General features: G+C 71.3%; 18 protein-coding genes. 4 read left to right on the top strand and 14 right to left on the bottom strand.

Annotated elements, in window-relative coordinates:
- Nucleotides 1-69: 69 nt before the first annotated feature.
- Nucleotides 70-1416 (bottom strand): replication-associated recombination protein A, encoded by a 1347-nt coding sequence (locus tag ACEZDE_RS04935; protein ID WP_380532689.1) that lies wholly within the window; start codon nucleotides 1414-1416, stop codon nucleotides 70-72.
- A gap of 115 nt (nucleotides 1417-1531) precedes the next feature.
- Between ACEZDE_RS04935 and ACEZDE_RS04930 the strand changes: the two genes are divergently transcribed.
- Complete coding sequence (locus ACEZDE_RS04930) at nucleotides 1532-2188, top strand: TNT domain-containing protein (RefSeq protein ID WP_380532686.1); 657 nt, start codon at nucleotides 1532-1534, stop codon at nucleotides 2186-2188.
- Nucleotides 2189-2292: 104 nt separating this feature from the next.
- Here ACEZDE_RS04930 and ACEZDE_RS04925 read toward each other — a convergent pair whose 3' ends face one another.
- Both ACEZDE_RS04925 and ACEZDE_RS04920 read right to left on the bottom strand, forming a co-directional pair.
- Nucleotides 2293-2586, bottom strand: coding sequence for a hypothetical protein (locus ACEZDE_RS04925; RefSeq protein ID WP_380532683.1), 294 nt, complete (start codon nucleotides 2584-2586; stop codon nucleotides 2293-2295).
- A complete protein-coding gene (locus tag ACEZDE_RS04920) occupies nucleotides 2586-2885 on the bottom strand; it encodes an AbrB/MazE/SpoVT family DNA-binding domain-containing protein (protein WP_380532680.1) in 300 nt (99 codons plus the stop codon). The genes ACEZDE_RS04925 and ACEZDE_RS04920 overlap by 1 nt, the downstream gene beginning before the upstream one ends.
- Nucleotides 2886-2955: 70 nt before the next feature.
- Here ACEZDE_RS04920 and ACEZDE_RS04915 point away from each other — a divergent pair, with 70 nt between their 5' ends.
- Complete coding sequence (locus tag ACEZDE_RS04915) at nucleotides 2956-3495, top strand: Uma2 family endonuclease (RefSeq protein WP_380532677.1); 540 nt, start codon at nucleotides 2956-2958, stop codon at nucleotides 3493-3495.
- Nucleotides 3496-3555: 60 nt separating this feature from the next.
- Here ACEZDE_RS04915 and aspS read toward each other — a convergent pair whose 3' ends face one another.
- The 3 genes from aspS to ACEZDE_RS04900 are packed head-to-tail and all read right to left on the bottom strand — an operon-like array spanning nucleotide 3556 to nucleotide 7309.
- Entirely contained in the window at nucleotides 3556-5322 is a 1767-nt protein-coding gene (gene aspS, locus ACEZDE_RS04910) for an aspartate--tRNA ligase (protein WP_380532674.1), read from the bottom strand.
- Complete coding sequence (hisS, locus tag ACEZDE_RS04905) at nucleotides 5319-6584, bottom strand: histidine--tRNA ligase (RefSeq protein WP_380532671.1); 1266 nt, start codon at nucleotides 6582-6584, stop codon at nucleotides 5319-5321. The genes aspS and hisS overlap by 4 nt, the downstream gene beginning before the upstream one ends.
- A gap of 14 nt (nucleotides 6585-6598) precedes the next feature.
- The gene (locus tag ACEZDE_RS04900) at nucleotides 6599-7309 is read right to left on the bottom strand and encodes an MBL fold metallo-hydrolase (RefSeq protein WP_380532669.1); all 711 of its coding nucleotides are present in this window, start codon (nucleotides 7307-7309) and stop codon (nucleotides 6599-6601) included.
- 189 nt (nucleotides 7310-7498) lie between these two features.
- Here ACEZDE_RS04900 and ACEZDE_RS04895 point away from each other — a divergent pair, with 189 nt between their 5' ends.
- Both ACEZDE_RS04895 and ACEZDE_RS04890 read left to right on the top strand, forming a co-directional pair.
- Nucleotides 7499-8374, top strand: coding sequence for a peptidylprolyl isomerase (locus tag ACEZDE_RS04895; RefSeq protein ID WP_380532666.1), 876 nt, complete (start codon nucleotides 7499-7501; stop codon nucleotides 8372-8374).
- Between the two features lie 189 nt (nucleotides 8375-8563).
- On the top strand, nucleotides 8564-9793 hold the full coding sequence (locus tag ACEZDE_RS04890; protein ID WP_380532663.1) for a DUF349 domain-containing protein: 1230 nt from the start codon (nucleotides 8564-8566) through the stop codon (nucleotides 9791-9793).
- Nucleotides 9794-9856: 63 nt separating this feature from the next.
- On the opposite strand, the gene ACEZDE_RS04885 is transcribed toward ACEZDE_RS04890, so the two are convergent.
- The 8 genes from ACEZDE_RS04885 to ruvB form a co-directional block, all read right to left on the bottom strand.
- On the bottom strand, nucleotides 9857-12283 hold the full coding sequence (locus ACEZDE_RS04885) for a RelA/SpoT family protein (protein ID WP_380532660.1): 2427 nt from the start codon (nucleotides 12281-12283) through the stop codon (nucleotides 9857-9859).
- A gap of 131 nt (nucleotides 12284-12414) precedes the next feature.
- Nucleotides 12415-12849: a hypothetical protein gene (locus ACEZDE_RS04880; protein WP_380532657.1), complete on the bottom strand. Its 435-nt coding sequence runs from the start codon at nucleotides 12847-12849 to the stop codon at nucleotides 12415-12417.
- A 128-nt stretch (nucleotides 12850-12977) separates the two neighbouring features.
- Complete coding sequence (locus ACEZDE_RS04875; protein ID WP_380532654.1) at nucleotides 12978-14852, bottom strand: AfsR/SARP family transcriptional regulator; 1875 nt, start codon at nucleotides 14850-14852, stop codon at nucleotides 12978-12980.
- Between the two features lie 326 nt (nucleotides 14853-15178).
- Entirely contained in the window at nucleotides 15179-15724 is a 546-nt protein-coding gene (locus tag ACEZDE_RS04870; protein ID WP_380532651.1) for an adenine phosphoribosyltransferase, read from the bottom strand.
- A gap of 19 nt (nucleotides 15725-15743) precedes the next feature.
- The gene (gene secF, locus ACEZDE_RS04865; protein WP_380532648.1) at nucleotides 15744-16904 is read right to left on the bottom strand and encodes a protein translocase subunit SecF; all 1161 of its coding nucleotides are present in this window, start codon (nucleotides 16902-16904) and stop codon (nucleotides 15744-15746) included.
- Nucleotides 16905-16908: 4 nt separating this feature from the next.
- A complete protein-coding gene (gene secD / locus ACEZDE_RS04860; RefSeq protein WP_380532646.1) occupies nucleotides 16909-18642 on the bottom strand; it encodes a protein translocase subunit SecD in 1734 nt (577 codons plus the stop codon).
- A gap of 213 nt (nucleotides 18643-18855) precedes the next feature.
- On the bottom strand, nucleotides 18856-19335 hold the full coding sequence (gene yajC, locus ACEZDE_RS04855) for a preprotein translocase subunit YajC (RefSeq protein WP_380532643.1): 480 nt from the start codon (nucleotides 19333-19335) through the stop codon (nucleotides 18856-18858).
- Between the two features lie 176 nt (nucleotides 19336-19511).
- On the bottom strand, nucleotides 19512-20621 hold the full coding sequence (gene ruvB / locus ACEZDE_RS04850; RefSeq protein WP_380532640.1) for a Holliday junction branch migration DNA helicase RuvB: 1110 nt from the start codon (nucleotides 20619-20621) through the stop codon (nucleotides 19512-19514).
- Between the last annotated feature and the right edge of the window lie 2 nt (nucleotides 20622-20623).

Genomic DNA, 20623 nt, shown 5'->3' with positions numbered 1-20623 from the left:
CGGACCATCCTAACGGACGCCGCGCGGTGCTCCCGACCACCGCCGTCGGCCCCTGGTCACCGCTGTCCGCTACTGGCCGCGCAGTTTGCCGCGCACCCAGTCGGCGATGTCCGCGTAGCGCGACTCCCCGCCGCGCCGGGTCGGCCGGTAGTACGTCCGCCCGTGCACCGCGTCCGGTGCGTACTGCTGGGCGGCGACGCCGTCCGGCAGGTCGTGCGGGTAGACGTAGCCCTGGGCGTGGCCGAGCTTCTTCGCCCCCGCGTAGTGGCCGTCCCGCAGGTGCGGCGGGACCGGCCCGACCAGGCCCTTGCGGACGTCGGCCAGGGCCTCGCCGATGGCGACCGTCGCGGCGTTGGACTTGGGCGCCAGCGCCAGCGCGATCACCGCGTGGGAGAGGGTCAGCGACGCCTCCGGGAAGCCGATCATGGCCACCGCCTGGGTCGCGGCCACCGCGATCGGCAGCGCGTTGGGGTCGGCCAGGCCGATGTCCTCGCTGGCCGAGATCATCAGCCGGCGGGCGATGAAGCGGGGGTCCTCGCCCGCCTCGATCATCCGGGCCAGGTAGTGCAGCGCCGCGTCCACGTCGCTGCCGCGGATCGACTTGATCAGCGCGCTGGCCACGTCGTAGTGCTGGTCGCCGTCCCGGTCGTAGCGCACCGCCGCCTTGTCCACGGCCTGCTCGACCGTCTCCAGCCGGACGTCCGCCTCCCCCAGCTCCAGCGCCGACCCGGCCGCGGCCTCCAGCGCGGTCAGCGCCTTGCGGGCGTCGCCGCCGGCGATCCGGACCAGGTGCTCCTCGGCGTCCTCGGCCAGGGTCACCGCGCCCGCCAGGCCGCGCTCGTCGGCCACCGCGCGGCGCAGCAGCTCGCGGACGTCGTCCTCGGTCAGCGACTCCAGGGTGAGCAGCAGCGAGCGGGAGAGCAGGGGGGAGATCACCGAGAAGAAGGGGTTCTCGGTGGTCGCCGCGATCAGGGTGATCCAGCGGTTCTCCACGGCGGGCAGCAGGCTGTCCTGCTGCGCCTTGGAGAAGCGGTGGATCTCGTCCAGGAACAGCGTGGTCTCCCGGCCGGAGGCGCCGGTCTCGCGACGGGCCGACTCGATCACCGCGCGCACCTCCTTGACCCCGGCGGTGATCGCGGACAGCTCGACGAAGCGCTTGTCGGTGGCCTGGCTGATCACATACGCGAGCGTGGTCTTCCCGGTGCCGGGCGGGCCCCAGAGGATCACCGAGGAGGTCGCCGCCGGTCCCCCGGCCCCGGCCACCAGCCGCCACAGCGGCGAACCGGCCCCGAGCAGCCGCCGCTGTCCGGCCACCTCCTCCAGGGTCCGCGGCCGCATCCGCACCGCGAGCGGCGAGCGGTTCGGCTCCTGGCTCTGGCGTTCCTCCGCGGCGGCGGTGAAGAGGTCCGGTTCCATGCCCTGAACCCTATGCGCTCCGCGCCCGCGTGCGCTCTTGACCGGACACCGTCGGATCCCCTTGGATGATCACTGTACGCACACGTGTGATCACAGAACGATTCCGGGAGAACCCTTGCGCATCCGACGGACTCTGGCCGCGCTCGTCGCGGCCACCGCCCTGCTCACCGGCACGCTGCTCAGCACCGGCAGCGCGCAGGCCGCAGGCACCCCGCTGGACCAGTGCTCCACCGCCTTCCACCACGACGACTCCCGGCTCGGCCCGCAGCAGCTGCCGCTGCTGGGCCGGGTCGGCTTCGAACTCCTCGGCTACAGCCGCTCCGGCGACCTCGGCAGCGACGCGCGGCTGCTGGCGCAGTACTACAGCCCGACCGCCAACTCCGGCTCCCCCGGCTGGATCTACCCGCCGGACAACGGCTACCTGCTGGACCGCGCCGGGCAGCCGATCGAGGGCCCCCAGACGCTGCGCCCCGGCACCGACATCGACCGCTTCGGCAGCGAGTACGGCGCGTTCCTCGCCCCCGAGGGCCTCCCCTACGCCGCCCGCTCGATCCCGCCGTCCAGCCTGGACAGCGTCCCGGCGGGCAGCTGCAACTACCACGACTACCGCGTCCTCAAGCCGTTCACGGTGGACGCGGGCCCGATCGCCCCCTGGTTCGGCCAGCCCGGCCTCGGCCGCCAGTACCAGCTGGACGGCACCCTCGTCCCCGGCGCCCCGACCCAGCTCAACGTCCTCTGGCTGGTCGACAACGGCTACCTGTCCCGGTTGTAGCCGACTCGCCCTCGGTCCGTCCGCCTTCGGTCCGTCCGCCTTCGGTCCGTCCGCCTTCGGTCCGTCCGCCCGCGCACCTCCCGGTCCGGACGGACCGAGCCCGGTCACTCCGGCTTGCGGAAGATGTCATGCGTTCCGATCCGGTGCCACACGATGTGAACCTCGCCCGGCCGGGTCTCCTCGCCGTAGCTGAACGTCGCCCGCCCGTCCGCGGCCCAGGTCATCTCCCAGACGTCGAACCCGGACATCTTCTTCACCCTCAGGCTCGGCCGGAACCCCTCGCCCTTGCGCAGGTCCGCGACGAACACCGCGACAGCGATCCGGAAACGCGCCTGCTGCTCAGCGGTGAGACTCGCCCAGTCGCGATTGAACCGGAGCAGCCGAAGGTACGTGGGCATCAGCCGGACTCGTCGAACGAGGCGAGGAACTCCTCGTCGGTGTCGTAGCCGTCGCCCTCGCCACGGGCCTTCTGCTCCCGTGCCTCCTGCTCCCCCGCCTGCCACTCGGGCGTGAAGAACCAGGCCTGGTCGGCCGGGATCGAGACGTACCCGCGCACGGTGACCCGACCGTCCTCGTCCACCGCGAACTCGATCTCGTCCCCGGACCGGACGTGCAGGGCCTCCCGGATCTCCGGAGGCAGGGTCACCTGGTGCCGGTCACCACGGATACGCGCGCGCCGCGCCAGTATGGTCGCCATATTCCCACAGTAGCACCGTGCTACAGGCCAGGCCGGCTGCTTCCCGTGGGGTACTCGATAGAATCGCGGCATGACCGACATGGACCGCGTCTGGGCCGACTTCCAGGAGCCCAGCGGCGTGCGCGCCCAGTACTACGGCGGCGAGATCGTCATGCAGGCGAACCCGACGATGCTGCACGACCTGGTCGGGAAGTCGATCGTCCGCCAGGTCGGCGAGCCGTACGACGCCTGGGGCGAGCGTGGAATCGACCTGGGCACCGACGGCACGCCGCGCCCTGATGTGGTGATCTTGCGGCTCGATGACGTCGACCTGACGGTCCGTGATCTCCCGGTCCAACTGCTGCAGGTCGTCGTCGAGGTTGTCTCGCCCGGGAAGCGGGCCTGGCACGACGACTGGCACACCAAGCGGGAGCTGTACGCCGAGCACGGCATCGGCTGGTACTTGATCGTCGACCCGCGCCCCGGAACCTGGCACCTCCTGGAGCACCAGGCCGCGTCACACGTCTACACCCAGCACTCCGAGGGGATCTTCGGCCAGGGCATCACCGTCCCGCTGGCCCAGGGAGCACTTCACCTGGACAGCGCCAGCTGGCACCCGTACCCCGCCTGACGTCGGGGGGCAGGCACCCTGTTCGGTGCCTGCCCCCACGCGTGGTTCGGGGAACCCGGGTCAGTCCTCCGACTGCTCCGACTTGGGCTTGGCGTCGACGCCTGCCTCCTTGCGCTGCTGCGCCGTGATCGGCGTGGGCGCGCCGGTCAGCGGGTCGCCGCCGGTGGAGGTCTTCGGGAAGGCCATCACGTCGCGGATGGTGTCGTAGCCGCCGAGCAGGGCGACCAGGCGGTCCAGGCCCAGCGCGATGCCGCCGTGCGGCGGCGGGCCGAAGTCGAAGGCGTCGAGCAGGAAGCCGAACTGCGACTGGGCCTCCTCCTCGGTCAGGCCGATCGCGTCGAAGGCCCGCTTCTGGACGTCCTTCTGGTGGATACGGATCGAGCCGCCGCCGATCTCGGACCCGTTCAGGACCAGGTCGTAGGCGTTGGAGAGGGCGTTGCCCGGGTCCTTGTCGAAGGTGTCCATCGACTCGGCGGTGGGGGCGGTGAACGGGTGGTGCACCGCGTGCCAGCCCTGGAACTCGCCCTTGTCGTCCTCGATCGGCTCGAACATCGGGAAGTCGACCACCCAGAGGAAGGCCCACGCCGACTCGTCGATCAGGTCGCAGCGGCGGCCGATCTCCAGCCGGGCCGCGCCCAGCAGCTCCTGCGAGGCGGTGCGCTTGCCCGCGGCGAAGAAGACCGCGTCGCCGGGCTTGGCTCCGGCCGCCTCGGCCAGGCCGGACAGGTGCGCCTCGGAGAGGTTCTTGGCGACCGGGCCGCGCAGCGAGCCGTCCTCGTCCACCAGGACGTAGGCCAGGCCGCGGGCGCCGCGCGCCTTGGCCCAGTCCTGCCAGGCGTCCAGCTGCTTGCGCGGCTGCCCGGCGCCGCCGGGCATCACCACCGCGCCGACGTAGGGGGCCTGGAAGACCCGGAACTCGGTGCCCGCGAAGTACTCGGTCAGGTCGGCGAGTTCGTTGCCGAAGCGGACGTCGGGCTTGTCCGAGCCGTAGCGGGACATCGCCTCGGCGTAGGTCAGCCGCGGCAGCGGGAGCTGCACCTGGTGGCCGTGCACCTCGCCCCAGATCCGGGAGACCAGCTTCTCGCCGAGCGCCAGGATGTCCTCCTGGTCCACGAACGAGGCCTCGACGTCGAGCTGGGTGAACTCCGGCTGGCGGTCGGCGCGGAAGTCCTCGTCCCGGAAGCAGCGGGCGATCTGGTAGTAGCGCTCCATCCCGGCCACCATCAGCAGCTGCTTGAACAGCTGCGGCGACTGCGGCAGGGCGTACCAGTGGCCCGGCTGGAGCCGGACCGGCACCAGGAAGTCGCGCGCGCCCTCGGGGGTGGAGCGGGTCAGGTACGGGGTCTCGATGTCGAGGAAGTCGTTCTCCTCCATCACCGTGCGGATGATGTGGGTGGCCCGCGAGCGCAGCCGCAGCGCCTTGGCCGGGCCCTCGCGGCGCAGGTCGAGGTAGCGGTAGCGGAGCCGGACCTCCTCGTTCACCGATCCCGGCTCGTACTCGGCGACCTGGAACGGCAGCGCGGCGGACTCGGAGAGCACGGTCAGCTCGTTCACCACGACCTCGACCTCGCCGGTCGGGATCTCGGTGTTGGCGTTGCCCTCGGGGCGGACCCGGACCTCGCCGACGATCTTGACGCACCACTCGGAGCGCAGCTCGGAGACCGCCTCCAGGTCGCGGACGACGACCTGGACGGTGCCGGAGGCGTCGCGCAGGTCGATGAAGGCGACACCGCCGTGGTCGCGGCGGCGGGCCACCCAGCCTGCGAGGGTCACGGTGGCGCCGGCGTGCTCCGGGCGGAGCGTGCCGGCTTCATGGCTGCGGATCACTTCAGCTTCTCCTTCAGGGTGGATACGAGAGCGTCCAGGGCGACCGGGGTCTGCTCGCCCGTGGTGAGGTCCTTGAGCTGCACCAGGCCGTCGGCGAGATCGCGATCGCCTGCGACCACGGCGAAGCGCGCGCCGGAGCGGTCGGCGGCCTTCATCGCGGCCTTGAGGCCCTTGCCGCCGTAGACGAGGTCGGCGGACAGGCCCTCCCGGCGCAGCGCGGTCACCGCGCCGAACAGCACCCGCCGGGCCTCCTCGCCGAGCGGGACGGCGAAGACGTCGCTCGCGGCCGGGTTGGGCAGTTCGATGCCCTCGGCCTCCAGCGCCAGCACGGTCCGGTCCACGCCGAGCGCCCAGCCGACCGAGGGCAGCGCCGGGCCGCCGATCATCTCGGACAGTCCGTCGTACCGCCCGCCGCCGCCGACCGCGGACTGCGAGCCGAGGCCGTCGTGCACGAACTCGAAGGTGGTGCGGGTGTAGTAGTCCAGGCCGCGGACCAGGTTGGGGTCGTCCTCGAAGGCCACGTCGGCCGCGGTCAGGATCTCGCGGACCTGCTCGTGGTACGCCTTGCACTCCTCGCACAGGAAGTCGACCAGCGCGGGCGCGCCGACCAGCTGCTTCCGTACGTCGGGCCGCTTGTCGTCGAGCACCCGGAGCGGGTTGATCTCGGCCCGGCGGACCGTGTCGGCGTCCAGGTCGAGGCCGCGCAGGAACTCCTGCAGCGCGGCCCGGTAGACCGGGCGGCACTGCTTGTCGCCGAGGCTGTTCAGCAGGATCCGGAAGTTCCGCAGTCCGAGCGAGCGGTAGGCGTCGGCCGCGAGAATGATCAACTCGGCGTCCAGGAACGGGTCCTCGGCGCCGATCGCCTCCGCGCCGACCTGCCAGAACTGGCGGTAGCGGCCCTTCTGCGGCTTCTCGTAGCGGTACTGCGAGCCGCTGTACCAGAGCTTCACCGGGAGGTTGCCGATCCGGTGCAGATTGGCCTCCAGCGCGGCTCGCAACACCGAGGCGGTGCCCTCGGGACGCAGCGCCAGCTCGTCGCCGCCGATCGTGGTGAGGGTGAACATCTCCTTGGAGACGATGTCGGTGGACTCGCCGACACCGCGGGAGAACAGCTTCACGTCCTCGAACACCGGCGTCTCGATGTAGCCGTACCCGGCCCGGCGCAGCGGCGCGGCGATGGCCTCGCGCACCGCGAGCACGCGGGCGGAGTCGGCGGGCAGGATGTCGTACGTGCCCTTGGGGGCCTGGAAGGAGTTGCTCACGTCTCGTCTCGAATTCAGAGTCCCCGGCGGGGGGCGCCGGGCTCGGCCGAGGTCGCGCCCGCCACCTGGAGCAGGTAGGGGTTGCTCGCGCGCTCGCGGCCGATGGTGGTCTGGGGGCCGTGTCCGGACAGCACCACGGTCTCGTCCTGGAGCGGCAGGCACACGCGTGCCAGCGAGCGCAGGAGAGCGTCGGGGTCGCCGCCGGGGAGATCCGAACGTCCTACGGAGCCGGCGAACAGCAGGTCGCCCGAGAAGAGCACCGGGGGCAGCTCCGGCGCAGCGGGCGTCCTGAAGGTCACCGACCCCCCGGTATGGCCCGGCGCGTGGTCGACGGTGAGCCGCAGCCCGGCCAGCTCCAGCACACTGCCGTCGGTGAGGGTCCGGACGTCGTCCGGCTCGCCCACGGTCAGCTCGCCCATCAACTGAGCGCCCAGCGCCCGGCCGAGGGCCTTCTCCGGGTCGGCCAGCATGTAGCGGTCCTCGGGGTGGATCCAGGCCGGGATGCCGCGGGCGCCGCAGACCGGCACGACCGAGGCGACGTGGTCGATGTGCCCGTGCGTGAGGACCACCGCGACCGGCTTGAGCCCGTGCTCGCGGACGGCCTCCTCGACCCCGGCGGCGGCCTGGTGGCCCGGGTCGACGATGACGCACTCCTCGCCGGCGGCGGGGGCGACCAGGTAGCAGTTGGTGCCCCAGGCCCCTGCGGGGAAACCGGCGATGAACACGTGATTCCTTATGTACGGAGGAAGATGCTGGCAGCCTACCGGCGCTGCGGGGACGATCGCGAACCAGTTGCCGGACGTCCACGGGCAGGGCTGGCCTTCCGCTTACAGATTCCATCCCTACACTGAGCGGCCAACGGGTTAGAAGGTCCTCACCGGCTCGGTGTGGCGAAAGTGAAGGAGTGACGGTCGGTGGCACCCAACGACAGGCCCAGCAAGCCCCTCCCGAAGGACAAGGAGAAGCGGCGCCGGGAACTGGAGCGGCTGAGGCTGGAGCGCCAGGCGAGGAACCGGGCCCAGGCCGTACGGCGGGCCCGCCAGCGCACCGCGGTCATCGGCGCCGTGGTGATCGTGCTGGCCGGGGCCGGTGTCGGGGCCTGGGCGATGACCTCCAAGAGCGACAAGAAGACGACCGCCGCGGCCCCGACCCCGACCGCCTCGGCCACCGCCAGTGCCAGCGCCGGGCCCAAGGCCGGGTCGGCGCACGTGGCCGGCTGCACCACCCCGGCGGCCGGCACCCCGGGCTCGAAGCAGTGGAAGACCGAGCCGGCCATGACCATCACCACCACCGCGGCCTACACCGCGACGCTGGACACCAACTGCGGCCCGGTCACCCTGAAGCTGGACGCGGCGAACGCCCCGCACACGGTCAACTCGTTCGTGTTCCTGGCCGGGCAGCACTACTTCGACCACGTCTCCTGCCACCGGCTGACCAGCGGCGGCCTCAACGTGCTGCAGTGCGGCGACCCGACCGGTACCGGCTCCGGCAGTCCGGGCTACACCTTCAAGGACGAGAACCTGACCGCTCCGGCGATCAAGGGCGGCACCTACCCGGCCGGCACCGTGGCGATGGCCAACTCGGGCCCGAACACCAACGGCAGCCAGTTCTTCCTGGTCTACAAGGACAGCCAGCTCCCGGCCAACTACACCCCGTTCGGCACCGTCACCGGCGGCATGGACGTGCTGACGAAGATCGCCGCGGCCGGTTCGGACAACGCCAACGGCACCGGCGACGGGCACCCGCTGCAGACGGTCGTCATGAACACGGTGAGCGTCAAGAAGGGCTGATCACAGCCTGACGGCGCGCTGGCGCAGTTTTCGCCGCCGGGATACGGACAGCACCGGTGCCGGTCGCCTATGTTGGCGTCTTGTAGGGTGCCCTGACCCGGCGGCGAAGCTTTCGCGCCCAGCCGGACAACGAACTGTGGAAGGCGGCCCTCGTCCCCGGACGACGAGCCGCCATATGGAGGAGGCGCTGTGACCAGCGACCCGTGGGGCCGTGTCGACGACGAGGGGACCGTCTACGTGCGGACGGCCGAGGGCGAACGCGTCGTCGGCTCGTGGCAGGCGGGCTCCCCCGACGAGGCTCTCGCCTACTTCACCCGGAAGTACGAGGGCATGTCCGTCGAGATCGGCCTGCTGGAGCGCCGGGTCCGTAGCACGGACCTGGCGGCGAAGGACGCGATGACCGCGATCGACCACCTGCGCGCGCAGGTCGCCGAGGGCCACGCGGTCGGTGACCTGGCCGCGCTGGCCGCGCGCCTGGAGGCGCTGGTCGGCGAGGTCGACAGCCGTCGCGAGGAGCGCAAGGCGGCCCGCGCGAAGGCCCAGGACGAGGCCAAGGCCGCCAAGGAGGTGCTGGTCGCCGAGGCCGAGCAGCTCGCCGAGTCCAACCAGTGGCGCGAGGCCGGGGACCGGCTGCGGGCCCTGGTGGACACCTGGAAGGGCCTGCCCCGGTTGGACCGGAAGTCCGACGACGAGCTGTGGCACCGCTTCTCGCACGCCCGCTCGACCTTCTCCAAGCACCGCAAGGCGCACTTCGCCACCCTGGACCTCCAGCGCGACGAGGCCCGCCAGGTCAAGGAGCGGCTGGCCAAGGAGGCCGAGTCGCTGTCCAACTCGACCGACTGGGGCGCCACCGCGGCCCGCTACCGCGAGCTGATGGCGGACTGGAAGGCGGCCGGACGGGCCCAGCGCGAGGCCGAGGACGAGCTGTGGGCCCGCTTCCGCGGCGCCCAGGACGTGTTCTTCCAGGCCCGCTCGGCGGTGTTCGACGAGCGCGACGCCGAGGAGCGGGAGAACCAGAAGCTCAAGGAGGCCCTGCTGGTCGAGGCCGAGGCGCTGCTGCCGATCAGCGACCTCAAGGCGGTCAAGGCGTCCTACCGCGGCGTCAGCGAGCGCTGGGAGGAGATCGGCCACGTCCCGCGCGACGCCCGGCCGAAGCTGGAGGCCCGGCTGCACACGGTGGACCGCGCCATCCGCGAGGCCGAGGAGGCCGAGTGGCAGCGCAGCAACCCGGAGGCCCGCGCCCGTGCGCAGGGTATGACCGGGCTGCTCCAGGCGGCCGTGGACAAGCTGGAGCAGCAGATCGAGGCGGCCCGCGCCAAGAACGACAGCGGGCGCGTCGCCAAGCTGGAGAAGGAGCTTGAGGGCCGCCGTGAGCTGCTCGACCAGGCCCTGAAGGGGCTCCAGGAGTTCGGCGGCTGAGACCGACCCCGCCCCACGGCTGAGGCCCTACCGTTTCGCGGTAGGGCCTCAAGCGTGTCCGGGCTACTTCGGCCGGGCGCTGGTGACCCGGTAGACGTCGTAGACGCCCTCGACCCCGCGGACGGCCTTGAGCACGTGCCCGAGGTGCTTGGGGTCGCCCATCTCGAAGGTGAACCGGCTCATCGCCACCCGGTCCCGGGAGGTCTGCACCGCCGCCGACAGGATGTTGACGTGCTGGTCCGAGAGCACCCGGGTGACGTCGGAGAGCAGCCGGGACCGGTCCAGCGCCTCGACCTGGATCGCGACCAGGAACACCGAGGACTGGGTCGGCGCCCACTCGACCTCGACCATCCGCTCCTGCTGCTGCGCCAGCGCGTCCACGTTGACGCAGTCGGCGCGGTGCACCGAGACGCCGTTGCCGCGGGTGACGAAGCCGACGATGGGGTCGCCCGGCACCGGGGTGCAGCAGCGGGAGAGCTTGACCCAGACGTCGGCCACGCCCTTGACCACCACGCCGGGGTCGTTGGCGGCCCGCCGACTGCGGCGGCCGGTGCTGGTCGACGGGGTGGCGGTCTCGGCGATGTCCTCGGTCGCGCCCTCCTCGCCGCCGAGCGCCTGGACCAGCTTCTGCACGATGGTCTGCGCCGAGACGTGGCCCTCGCCGATGGCGGCGTAGAGGGACGAGATGTCCGGGTAGCGCATCTCGTGGGCCAGGGTGACCAGGGAGTCGCCGGTGAGGATCCGCTGCAGCGGCAGGCCCTGCTTGCGCATGGCCCGGGTGATCGCCTCCTTGCCCTGCTCGATCGCCTCCTCGCGGCGCTCCTTGGAGAACCAGGCCCGGATCTTGTTGCGGGCCCGCGGCGACTTGACGAAGCCGAGCCAGTCCCGGGAGGGCGCGGCGTTGGCGGCCTTGGAGGTGAAGACCTCGACCATGTCGCCGTTGTCGAGGGTGCTCTCCAGCGGCACCAGGCGGCCGTTGACCCGGGCCCCTATGGTCCGGTGGCCCACCTCGGTGTGGACGGCGTAGGCGAAGTCGACCGGGGTGGCCCCGGCCGGCAGCGCTATCACGTCGCCCTTGGGGGTGAACACGAAGACCTCGTTGTTGGAGAGGTCGAAGCGCAGCGACTCCAGGAACTCGCTCGGGTCCTCGGTCTCCTTCTGCCAGTCCAGCAGCTGGCGCAACCAGGCCATCTCGTTGACGGTGTCGGCCTTGCCGCTCTTGCCGGACGGGGTGTCGGTGCGGACCTTGGACGTCCCGGCGACGGCCTGCTGCTTGTACTTCCAGTGCGCGGCGATGCCGTACTCGGCGCGGCGGTGCATGTCGAAGGTGCGGATCTGCAGCTCGACCGGCTTGCCGCCGGGGCCGATCACCGTGGTGTGCAGCGACTGGTACATGTTGAACTTGGGCATCGCGATGTAGTCCTTGAACCGCCCCGGCACCGGGTTCCACCGCGCGTGGATGGTGCCCAGCGCCGCGTAGCAGTCGCGGACCGAGTCGACCAGGACCCGGATGCCCACCAGGTCGTAGATCTCGGCGAAGTCGCGACCGCGGACGATCATCTTCTGGTAGACGCTGTAGTAGTGCTTGGGGCGCCCGGTGACGGTCGCCTTGATCCTGGCCGCCCGGAAGTCGCCGACGACCTGGTCGGTGACCGTGGTGAGGTACTCGTCCCGCTTGGGGGCGCGCTCGGCGACCAGGCGGACGATCTCGTCGTACATCTTGGGGTAGAGGATCGCGAAGGCGAGGTCCTCCAGCTCCCACTTGATGGTGTTCATCCCGAGGCGGTGCGCCAGCGGAGCGTAGATCTCCAGGGTCTCCCTGGCCTTCTTCTCCTGCTTCTCGCGCTTGAGGTAGCGCATGGTCCGCATGTTGTGCAGCCGGTCGGCCAGCTTGATCACCAGCACCCGCGGGTCCTTGGCCATTGCCACGACCATCTTGCGGACCGTCTCGGCCTGCGCGGCCTCGCCGAACTTGACCTTGTCCAGCTTGGTGACGCCGTCGACCAGCATCGCGACGGTGTCGCCGAAGTCGCGGCGCAGCGTCTCCAGGCCGTAGTCGGTGTCCTCGACGGTGTCGTGCAGCAGGCCCGCCATCAGCGTCGCGGTGTCCATCCCCAGCTCGGCCAGGATGGTGGCGACGGCCAGCGGGTGGGTGATGTACGGGTCGCCGCTCTTGCGCTTCTGGCCGCGGTGCCAGCGCTCGGCGATCTGGTAGGCCCGCTCCAGGGTGACCAGGTCGGCCTTGGGGTCGTTGCCGCGGACGATCCGGAACAGCGGTTCGAGGACCGGGTTGAGGGTGCTGGTGCGCTGGCCGCCGAGCCGGGCGAGCCGGGCCCGCACCCGGCTGGGCGAGGGCGCGACAGGGCGCGGCGCGACCGACGCCCCGTCCTTGGCGACCGGGGCGCTCGGGGCCTTGGCAGCCGGGGTGCCCGGGGCAGCGGAGGCGCCGTCCTGCGCGTCGGCAGCGGTGGGCACGACCTCGTCCGGCAATTGCTCTCCTGATGCATCGCGCCGACTGGACGGTACGGCGATGCTTCATGATACCGAGTGACGGATTCGGCCGTGCGGGGCGCCGCCGCCGAGCCGGGTGGCACCCGGCTCGGCGGCCCAGCCGGACCCGGTTACGAGAGGTGCAGGGTGGGGCTGATGCTGACGGAGTAGTTGTTGCCGGGCTCGGTCACGGTGATGACCGTCCGGTAGTTGTGGCCCTTGGTCCCGGTAATGCCGATGGGGCCGTGGTGGCCGAGGCCGCAGCTCTCCACGTGGGTCCACTCCTGACCCGTCCCCGTGTCTTCGAGGAAAATGGTGACCGTGGTGCACTTCGGCATCTTGTTGAAGTAGCCGTCCGACTTCACCGTGGTCCCCGAGGCACTGATGCACGCCTCGACGGAGTCGCCCTCGGTCCCCTGGGTGATGCAGCCACCGCCGCTGCTCATGGGCTTGATGATGTTCGGCGCCGCCGCCGCGTGCGCGGGCAGCGTGGCGGCGAAGGCCAGCGCCGGCACCGCCACCGTGAGCAGCCCCGCCCGGGTGATGGTCTTGGCTATACGGGACATGAATTCTCCAGAGTCTCGTGCATTTCCGGACAAATGATTGCGAAGGTGAAATGACCAACTGAAGTAATCCTTACAGGAACTGATAACAGCGGCGTATGATCCGCGTAATACTTCGCATACTTCCTTGATCAGAACGCGCAGGAGCCCTGAGGGACGAGGGTCAGCGCCGACAGCACTGCGGGTGTCACCGAAGGAGGCTGCTCGGTGCCGGCGTAGTAGTCGAGCAACCGCTCCCGGGCGGCCTCGTGCTCCCACGCCTCCGGTCCCCCTGCCCCGGCGCCCGCCGCCACGCCGCGGGCGTAGAGCTGGACCAGGTCATGGAAGCGGTACCGCCCCGGAGCCTGCTGGACGAGCAGATTCCGGTCCAGCAGTGACTCCAGCAGCCGCTCCGCGTCCGCCGGCTCCCGCCCGGTCGCGGCCGGGCCCAGCAGGGCCGCTGCGGCACAGCCGTCGAAGTCGGCGCCGGGCACCAGGCTGAGACGCCGAAAGAGCAGTTGCTCGGCGGCCGGCAAGGCGCTGTAGGAGCAGTCGAAGTCGACCACCAGGCTCCGCTCCCCGTCGCTGAGATGGTCGAGGCGTGCCTTCTCGTCCCGCAGCAGCGCAGCCAGTTCCTCAGGCCGTAGCACCGGGTGGTGGCGCAGCCTGGCCGCGATGATCCGCAGCGCCTGGGGCAGGCAGCCACAGAGGGAGATGATCTCCTCGGTCGCCGGATTCCCCACCGGCAGCCGCTCCGTCCCGGCCACGGTGTGCAGCAGCGCGCGTGCCTCGGCACGGGACAGCGGGTCCAGGTGCAGCGGGTCCGCGTCGTCCAGGCCGGCCAGTCGGCGACGGCTGGTGATGAGCACCAGGCTTCCCGGAGCACCCGGCAGCAACGGCCGGACCTGGGCCGTGCTCGCGGCGTTGTCCAGCAGGATCAGCGTCCGGGTCCCGGCCAGCCGGTCCCGGTAGAACGCGGCGCGTTCACCAGGCTCTCCGGGGATGGAGCGGGGATCCGCGCCGAGCGAGCGGAGCAGCCGCCCCAGGGCCTCGGCCGAGGTCAGCGGTGCCCGGCCGGGTGTGTGGCCGTGCAGGTCGAGGAACAGCTGGCCGTCCGGGAACCGCTCGGCCAGCCGGTGCGCGGCGTGCACCACGAGGGCGGTCTTGCCCACTCCGCCCATGCCGTCGATGGCGGAGACCACGACCGTGCCGACGTCCGGTCCGTCCGGCCCGTCGGCTCCGGCCGCGTCCGCCTGTTCCGCCAGGGCGAGCAATGTCAGCAGTTCCCCGGAGCGGCCGGTGAACGCGCGGGTGTCCGCCGGAAGCTGCCGGACCCCGGAGCCGCTGTTCCGCGGTCCGGAGGCGGCGGCCACGGCATCGGCACCGTCAGGGATCGTCACGGGGGCGTGCGCCTCGGGTTCCGCTCCTTCGGCGCCCCCGCCCTGCCCGCTGTCCGGGCGGGGTACGGGATCAGGGCCGAGTGCGGGATCCGAGCCGAGGATGCGGCTGTGCAGGTGCCGCAGCGGCCCGGAGGGCTCCACACCCAACTCGTCGACCAGGGTCCGGCGCAGCGCTTGGAAGGCCTCCAGTGCCTCCGCCTGCCGACCGGACCGGTACAGCGCCAGCATCAGCTGGCCGTGCAGCGCCTCTCGGAGCGGATGCGCCCCGGCCAGTCCGCGGAGTTCCGGGACCAGTTCCTGGTGCCGCCCCAGGGACAGGTCGGCCGCTATCCGGTCCTGCCAGGCTGTCAGCCTGGTCTCCAGCAGTTGCCGGACCCGGACCAGCACATCGGCGGTCTGCGGAAGGTCGGTCAACGGATCGCCGCGCCACAGGGCGAGGGCAGCGGCCAGGGCGCGGCTCGCACCCTGGTGGTCCCCCCTCGCGAGCAGGGAGTGCCCGGTACGGCAGCCCAGGAGGAATTCGGCCTCGTCCAGTTCCCCGTCGAGGACGTCGACCCGGTACCCGGGCGCGACCGTCCGGATACGCGCCCCGGCCTCCCGGCCCAGTTGCCGACGCAGACGCAGCACGTGGTTCCGGAGGCCCGCGGCAGCCGTCGCCGGTGGACGCTCCCCCCCACACCGCCACGGTCAACTGCTCCGTGGAGACCACCTGGTTCGCGTGGAGCAGGAGGACCAGGAGCACCATCCGGGGCATCCCCGACGGAACCGCCGGCTCGCTCCCGCCGACTTCGACACCCACTGGTCCGAGAAGATTGAACCGCACGACGAGCCCCCGTGTTTCTGCTTGCACTCCGCCCCGCATACCTCTGGCGTCGATCGTAAGAGATCGAATCGCCGGGTACGACGGAGGCGGCCCCCGGCCGGTGCCGGGAGCCGCCTCGTCGGAACGTGCCTCAGATCGCGATGATCGCTTCCAGCGGTGCGCCGCCCAGGTGCGGGGCGAGGCGCTCACGGCCGCCGAGGAAGCCCAGCTCCATCAGCACCACCACCCCGGCCAGCTCCGCCCCGGCCCGGCGGACCAGGTCGAGCGAGGCCTCGACGGTGCCGCCGGTGGCGAGCACGTCGTCGACCACCAGCACCCGCTCACCGGGGGTGAAGGCGTCCTGCTGGACCTCCACCACCGCGGAGCCGTACTCCAGGTCGTAGGACTGCCGGTGCAGGGCGCCCGGGAGCTTGCCCTCCTTGCGGACCGGGACGAAGCCCGCCCCGGCCGCGTAGGCGGCCGGAGCGGCCAGGATGAAGCCGCGCGCCTCAAGCCCGACGACCTTGGTCGCGCCCAGCGCCCTGGCCCGCTCCGCCAGGTGGTCGACCAGGCCGGCGAAGGCCTCGGCGTCGTCCAGCAGCGGTGCGATGTCCTTGAAGACCACTCCGGGCTTGGGGTAGTCGGGGACGTCGCGGATCCGGGCGGCCAGGCGCGCGGCCAGGTCGTCGGTGCTCATACGGTCTGCTGCCTCTCGGTCACTTGCGCCGGCCGGTGGACCGGCGGTCGCTGCGGCTGCGGTTGGTCGGCTGGCGGCGGACGCCGGTCGACGTGACGGTTCCGCTGCCGCTGCCGACGGGGATGTTCCCCTCGTCGTCCTCGTCGACGTCCTGGGGGTCGTCGTCCTTGGCCACGGTGAGGCCGGCGGCCTCGGCCTTGGCGTCGGCGGCCTTGCGCAGGGCGACCTTCTTGGCCAGCGCGATGTTCTCCGGCTGCTTCTCCTTGAGCCAGGCCACCAGCGGGGTGGCGACGCAGATCGAGGAGTAGGCGCCGGCGCTCAGGCCGACGAACAGGGCGAGCGAGATGTCGTTCAGCGTCCCGGCGCCGAGCAGCCCGCCGCCGATGAACAGCAGCGCGGCGACCGGCAGCAGCGCCAGGATCGTGGTGTTGACCGACCGGACCAGGGTGCTGTTCAGCGAGCGGTTGGCCGCGTCGCTGTAGTTCAGCCTGGTCTGGCTGCCCAGGGACTTGGTGGCGTCCTTGAGGCCGTCGAAGACCACGACCGTGTCGTACAGCGAGTAGCCGAGGACGGTCAGGAAGCCGATCACCGTGCCGGAGGTGACGCTGAAGCCCAGCAGGGCGTAGACGCCGACGGTGATCACCAGGTCGTGCAGCAGCGCGACCAGGGCGCCGACCGCTAGTCGCCACTCGAAGGCGACGGCGAGGTAGAGCGTCACCAGGATCATGAAGGCGATCAGACCGTAGAGCGCCTTCTGGCTGATGTCCTTGCCCCAGCTGGCGCCGATCTCCTGGGTGCTGATCGACCCGGCCGGGACACCCAGTTCGGTCGACAGCCCGTTGACCATCTCCTGGGTGCTCTTTTTCTCCCCGGTGCTGATCTGGATCGTGATCTGCTCGCCCTTGGAGCTCTTCGCCGACTGCACCAGCGGCGTGTTGTCGCCGGTGATCTTGTCGGCGGCGGTCTGGGCTTGGCTGACGCTGATTCCGGGCTTGGTGATCGTGTAGATCTGGCCGCCCTTGAACTCGATGCCGAGGTTCAGTCCGCGCAGCCCGAGGCCGAGCACGGCGGCCAGCAGGATCACCCCGGAGATGATCACCCAGAGCTTACGGCGGCCGACGAAGTCGAAGCCGACCTCACCGGTGTACAGCCGGTGGCCGAAGTTGCCGAAACGCGACATCTGCTCAAGCCTCCTTCGGGGCGGCGGGGAGCGGCCGACGGCCACCGCGCAGCGGCGGTCGCACGCCGAGGCGCTTGGGGTCGAGCCCCGACATGGGGTGGCCGTCGGCGAAGAACCGGCGGCGGGCCAGCAGCGTGATCAACGGCTTGGTGAAGAGGAAGATCACCACGACGTCGAGCAGGGTGGTCAGGCCCAGCGTGAACGCGAAGCCCTGGACCTTGCCGACGGTGAAGAAGTACAGCACCGCGGCGGCCAGGAAGGACACGAAGTCCGCGACCAGGATGGTGCGCCGGGCCTTGGGCCAGGCCCGCTGCACGGCCGGGCGCAGCGAGGTGCCGTGCCGGAGTTCGTCGCGGATTCTCTCGAAGTAGACGACGAAGGAGTCCGCGGTGATACCGATGGCCACGATGGCGCCGCAGACCGCCGGCAGGTTCAGGGTGAACTGGATCCCCGCACCGAGCAGGCACATCAGCGAGTAGGTCAGCGCCGCCGAGACCATCAGGCCGGCGATGGCCACCAGGCCGAGGCCGCGGTAGTACAGCAGCGAGTAGAGCACCACCAGGGCCAGGCCGATCGCGCCGGAGACCATCCCGGCGGTGAGCTGGCTGCCGCCGAGCTCGGGCGAGACGGTGGTGACGTCCGGCAGGGTGAGCGTCAGCGGGATGGCACCGGCGTTCAGCACGGTGGCAAGGTCGTTGGCGGACTTCTGGTCGAAGTTGCCGGTGATCTGCGCCTGGCCGCCGAGGATCGGGGTGTTGACCGACGGGGCGGACACCACCGCGCCGTCGAGCACGATCGCGAACTGGTTGGTCGGCGGCTTGGCCGAGTTGCCGGACAGCTGGGTGGTGACCTTGCCGAACTTCGCGTTGCCCGAGCCGTTGAAGCCGAGGTCCACCTGCCACTGCCCGGTCTGCTGGCTCAGGCCGGCCGAGGCGTTGCTGATGTCGGTGCCGGGCACGGCGACCGGGCCGAGCGCGTACTTGATCCAGCCGGCGCTGCCGTCCGAGGAGCAGGCGACGGTATTGCCGGTCTCCGAGAGCTGGTAGTCCTTCCGCTGCGCGGCCTTGGAGCAGTCCAGGTTGTTGAACTGGGTGGCGATGTCGGACGGGGGGCTGCCCTGCTGCGAGCCGGCGATGGTGGCGGTGCCGGCCGCCGGCGGCGCAGCCGGGGTCGACGGGGCGACCGTCGCGGCGGCCGACGGCGTGCCTGCCGCGGTGGCGCTGGCCGTGCTGGCCGCCTTGAGGTCGCCGGTGACGGCGTCGCCCTGGGTCTTGGCCGCGGTCGGGGTGGCCGCGCTGGACGGCGCGGTCGCGACCGTGGAACCGGTCGCGGTGGCGGAGGGAGTCGCGGTGGCGGAGCCCGAGGCGGTGGGGGTGGGCGCGGCGGCCGGAGCGGTCCCGGAGAAGGCTGTGGCGATCACCGGGCGGAAGTACATCACCGCGGACTTGGTGATCTGCTCCTCGGCCGTCGTGGGGTCGGTCCCGGCAGGCAGCGTCACCACGATGTTCTTGCTGCCCTCGGTCTGCACCTGGGCCTCGGAGACACCGAAGGCGTTGAACCGCTTGTTCAGGATCGCCACGGTCTCGTTGAGGCTGGTGGAGTTGACCGCGCTGGCCGGCTTTCCGGGCGGCGGGGCCGCCTGTGCCGTGATGCTGGTGCCGCCCTTGAGGTCGATGCCGAGGTGCGGCGTGGTGTTCCCGGTGGCGAACATGATGCCCACCAGGGCCACGACGGCCACCAGGACCAGACTCAGCGCACGCCCCGGGTATCCGTCACGCGGACGGGATTTCGGTGATGCCACCTTCTCGATTCTCTCTGTCCATGCCGTGGGTGGGACGCGCCACCACCGCCGGGGTCCCGGCGGACAGGGGGTGGGCACGGCCACGACGCAGCGGTCGGGTGAAGCCGACCCGGAGGCGGAGCCTCCGGAACGTATGCCGTTGGGGGCAGGCTACTTGGCGCTGACGCCCTTGTCTGCCACGGGCTCCTCCGCGGCCGTCTCGGCCGCCGCCCCGGTCTCGTCCGCGGGGGCGTCGACCGGCTTTTCCAGGCTGGGGGCCTTGTCGAGCGCGATCGGGGCCTCGGTCTCGCCCGCGGTCAGGTCCTCGGCCTCGGCGTCGCCGTCGACCTCGTCGTCCTCGGGCTCGTCACCGTGGACGATGCGGTTGTACTCGGCGCCGTCCAGCACGACCGCGACGGCGCTCTTGGAGTAGATCGCGTGCACGCCGGGGGCGACCTCAAGCTCGACGGAGTCGTCGTTCACGGCCTTGACCAGGGCGTACATGCCGCCGATGGTGCGCACACCGGAGCCGGGCTCCATCTTGTTGCGCATCTCGGACGCCGCTGCCTGCTTCTTCTTGGCAGAGCGGGTCATCATGAACATGGCCCCCATCATGACGACCATGACGATGAGGAGAGAGGAGGAACTCATGACTGACTGATCCTTTGCGAGGCCGCAGGGGAAGCGGCCTGTCATGGGGGGCGGACTGCCACGTTCTGATGGGGGTGGCAAGGGCGGAGTCTAGGCGACCCACCGTGGACGGACAACGTAGAGCATGTCACCCCGGTTCCATGAAACGCGAGCCTCGCGCACACCTGTCCGTCCGATCATTCCTCCGAGCCGCCCTCGGAGCCGGTCCGGAACAGCTCCTGCTGGGTCGGCAGAGCGGCGTGCGGAGGGGCCTGCGGGGGGGTGATCCCGAGGTGCGCCCAGGCCGCGGCGGTGGCGATCCGGCCGCGCGGGGTCCGGGCCAGCAGGCCCTCGCGGACAAGGAACGGCTCGGCGACCTCCTCGACCGTCTCGCTCTCCTCCCCCACCGCCACCGCCAGCGTGGACAGGCCGACCGGGCCGCCGCCGAACAGCTTGAGCAGGGCGTGCAGCACCGCGCGGTCCAACCGGTCCAGGCCGCGGGCGTCCACCTCGTACACCGCCAGGGCCGCCGCGGCGATCTCCTGGTTGACCAGGCCGTCATGCCTGACCTGGGCGTAGTCGCGGACCCTGCGCAGCAGCCGGTTGGCGATCCGGGGGGTGCCGCGGGAGCGCCCGGCGATCTCCGCGGCGGCGTCGGCGTCGATCTGCACGTCCAGCAGCCGGGCCGAGCGGTGGATCACCCGCTCCAGCTCGGCCGGGGCGTAGAACTCCATGTGGCCGGTGAAGCCGAACCGGTCCCGCAGCGGCGGCGGCAGCAGCCCGGCCCTGGTGGTCGCGCCGACCAGGGTGAACGGCGGCAGCTCCAGCGGGATGGCGGTGGCCCCCGGGCCCTTGCCGACGATGACGTCGACCCGGAAGTCCTCCATCGCCATGTAGAGCATCTCCTCGGCCGGCCGGGACATCCGATGGATCTCGTCCAGGAACAGCACCTCGCCCTCGGTCAGCGAGGAGAGGATCGCGGCGAGGTCTCCGGCGTGCTGGATGGCGGGGCCCGAGGTGATCCGGATCGGGGCGTTCAGCTCGGCCGCGATGATCATCGCCAGGGTGGTCTTGCCGAGTCCGGGCGGACCGCTGAGCAGCACGTGGTCCGGGGTGGCGGCGCGATGCCGGGCCGCCTGGAGCACCAGCGAGAGCTGCTCACGGACCCGCTCCTGGCCGATGAACTCGTCCAGGTCCCTGGGGCGCAGCGCGGCCTCGACCGCGCGGTCCTCGCCGTCCGCCCCGGCCGAGACCGGCGAGAGGCCGGGCCCGGCGCCGGGGGCTGAGGGTTCGTCATAGGGGTTCACGG

The organism is Streptacidiphilus cavernicola, assembly GCF_042510955.1.
Taxonomy (GTDB): Bacteria; Actinomycetota; Actinomycetes; order Streptomycetales; family Streptomycetaceae; genus Streptacidiphilus; species Streptacidiphilus cavernicola.
The sequence above is the reverse complement of the archived record's forward strand: the minus strand, read 5'-3'. Positions and strand labels throughout refer to the sequence as shown.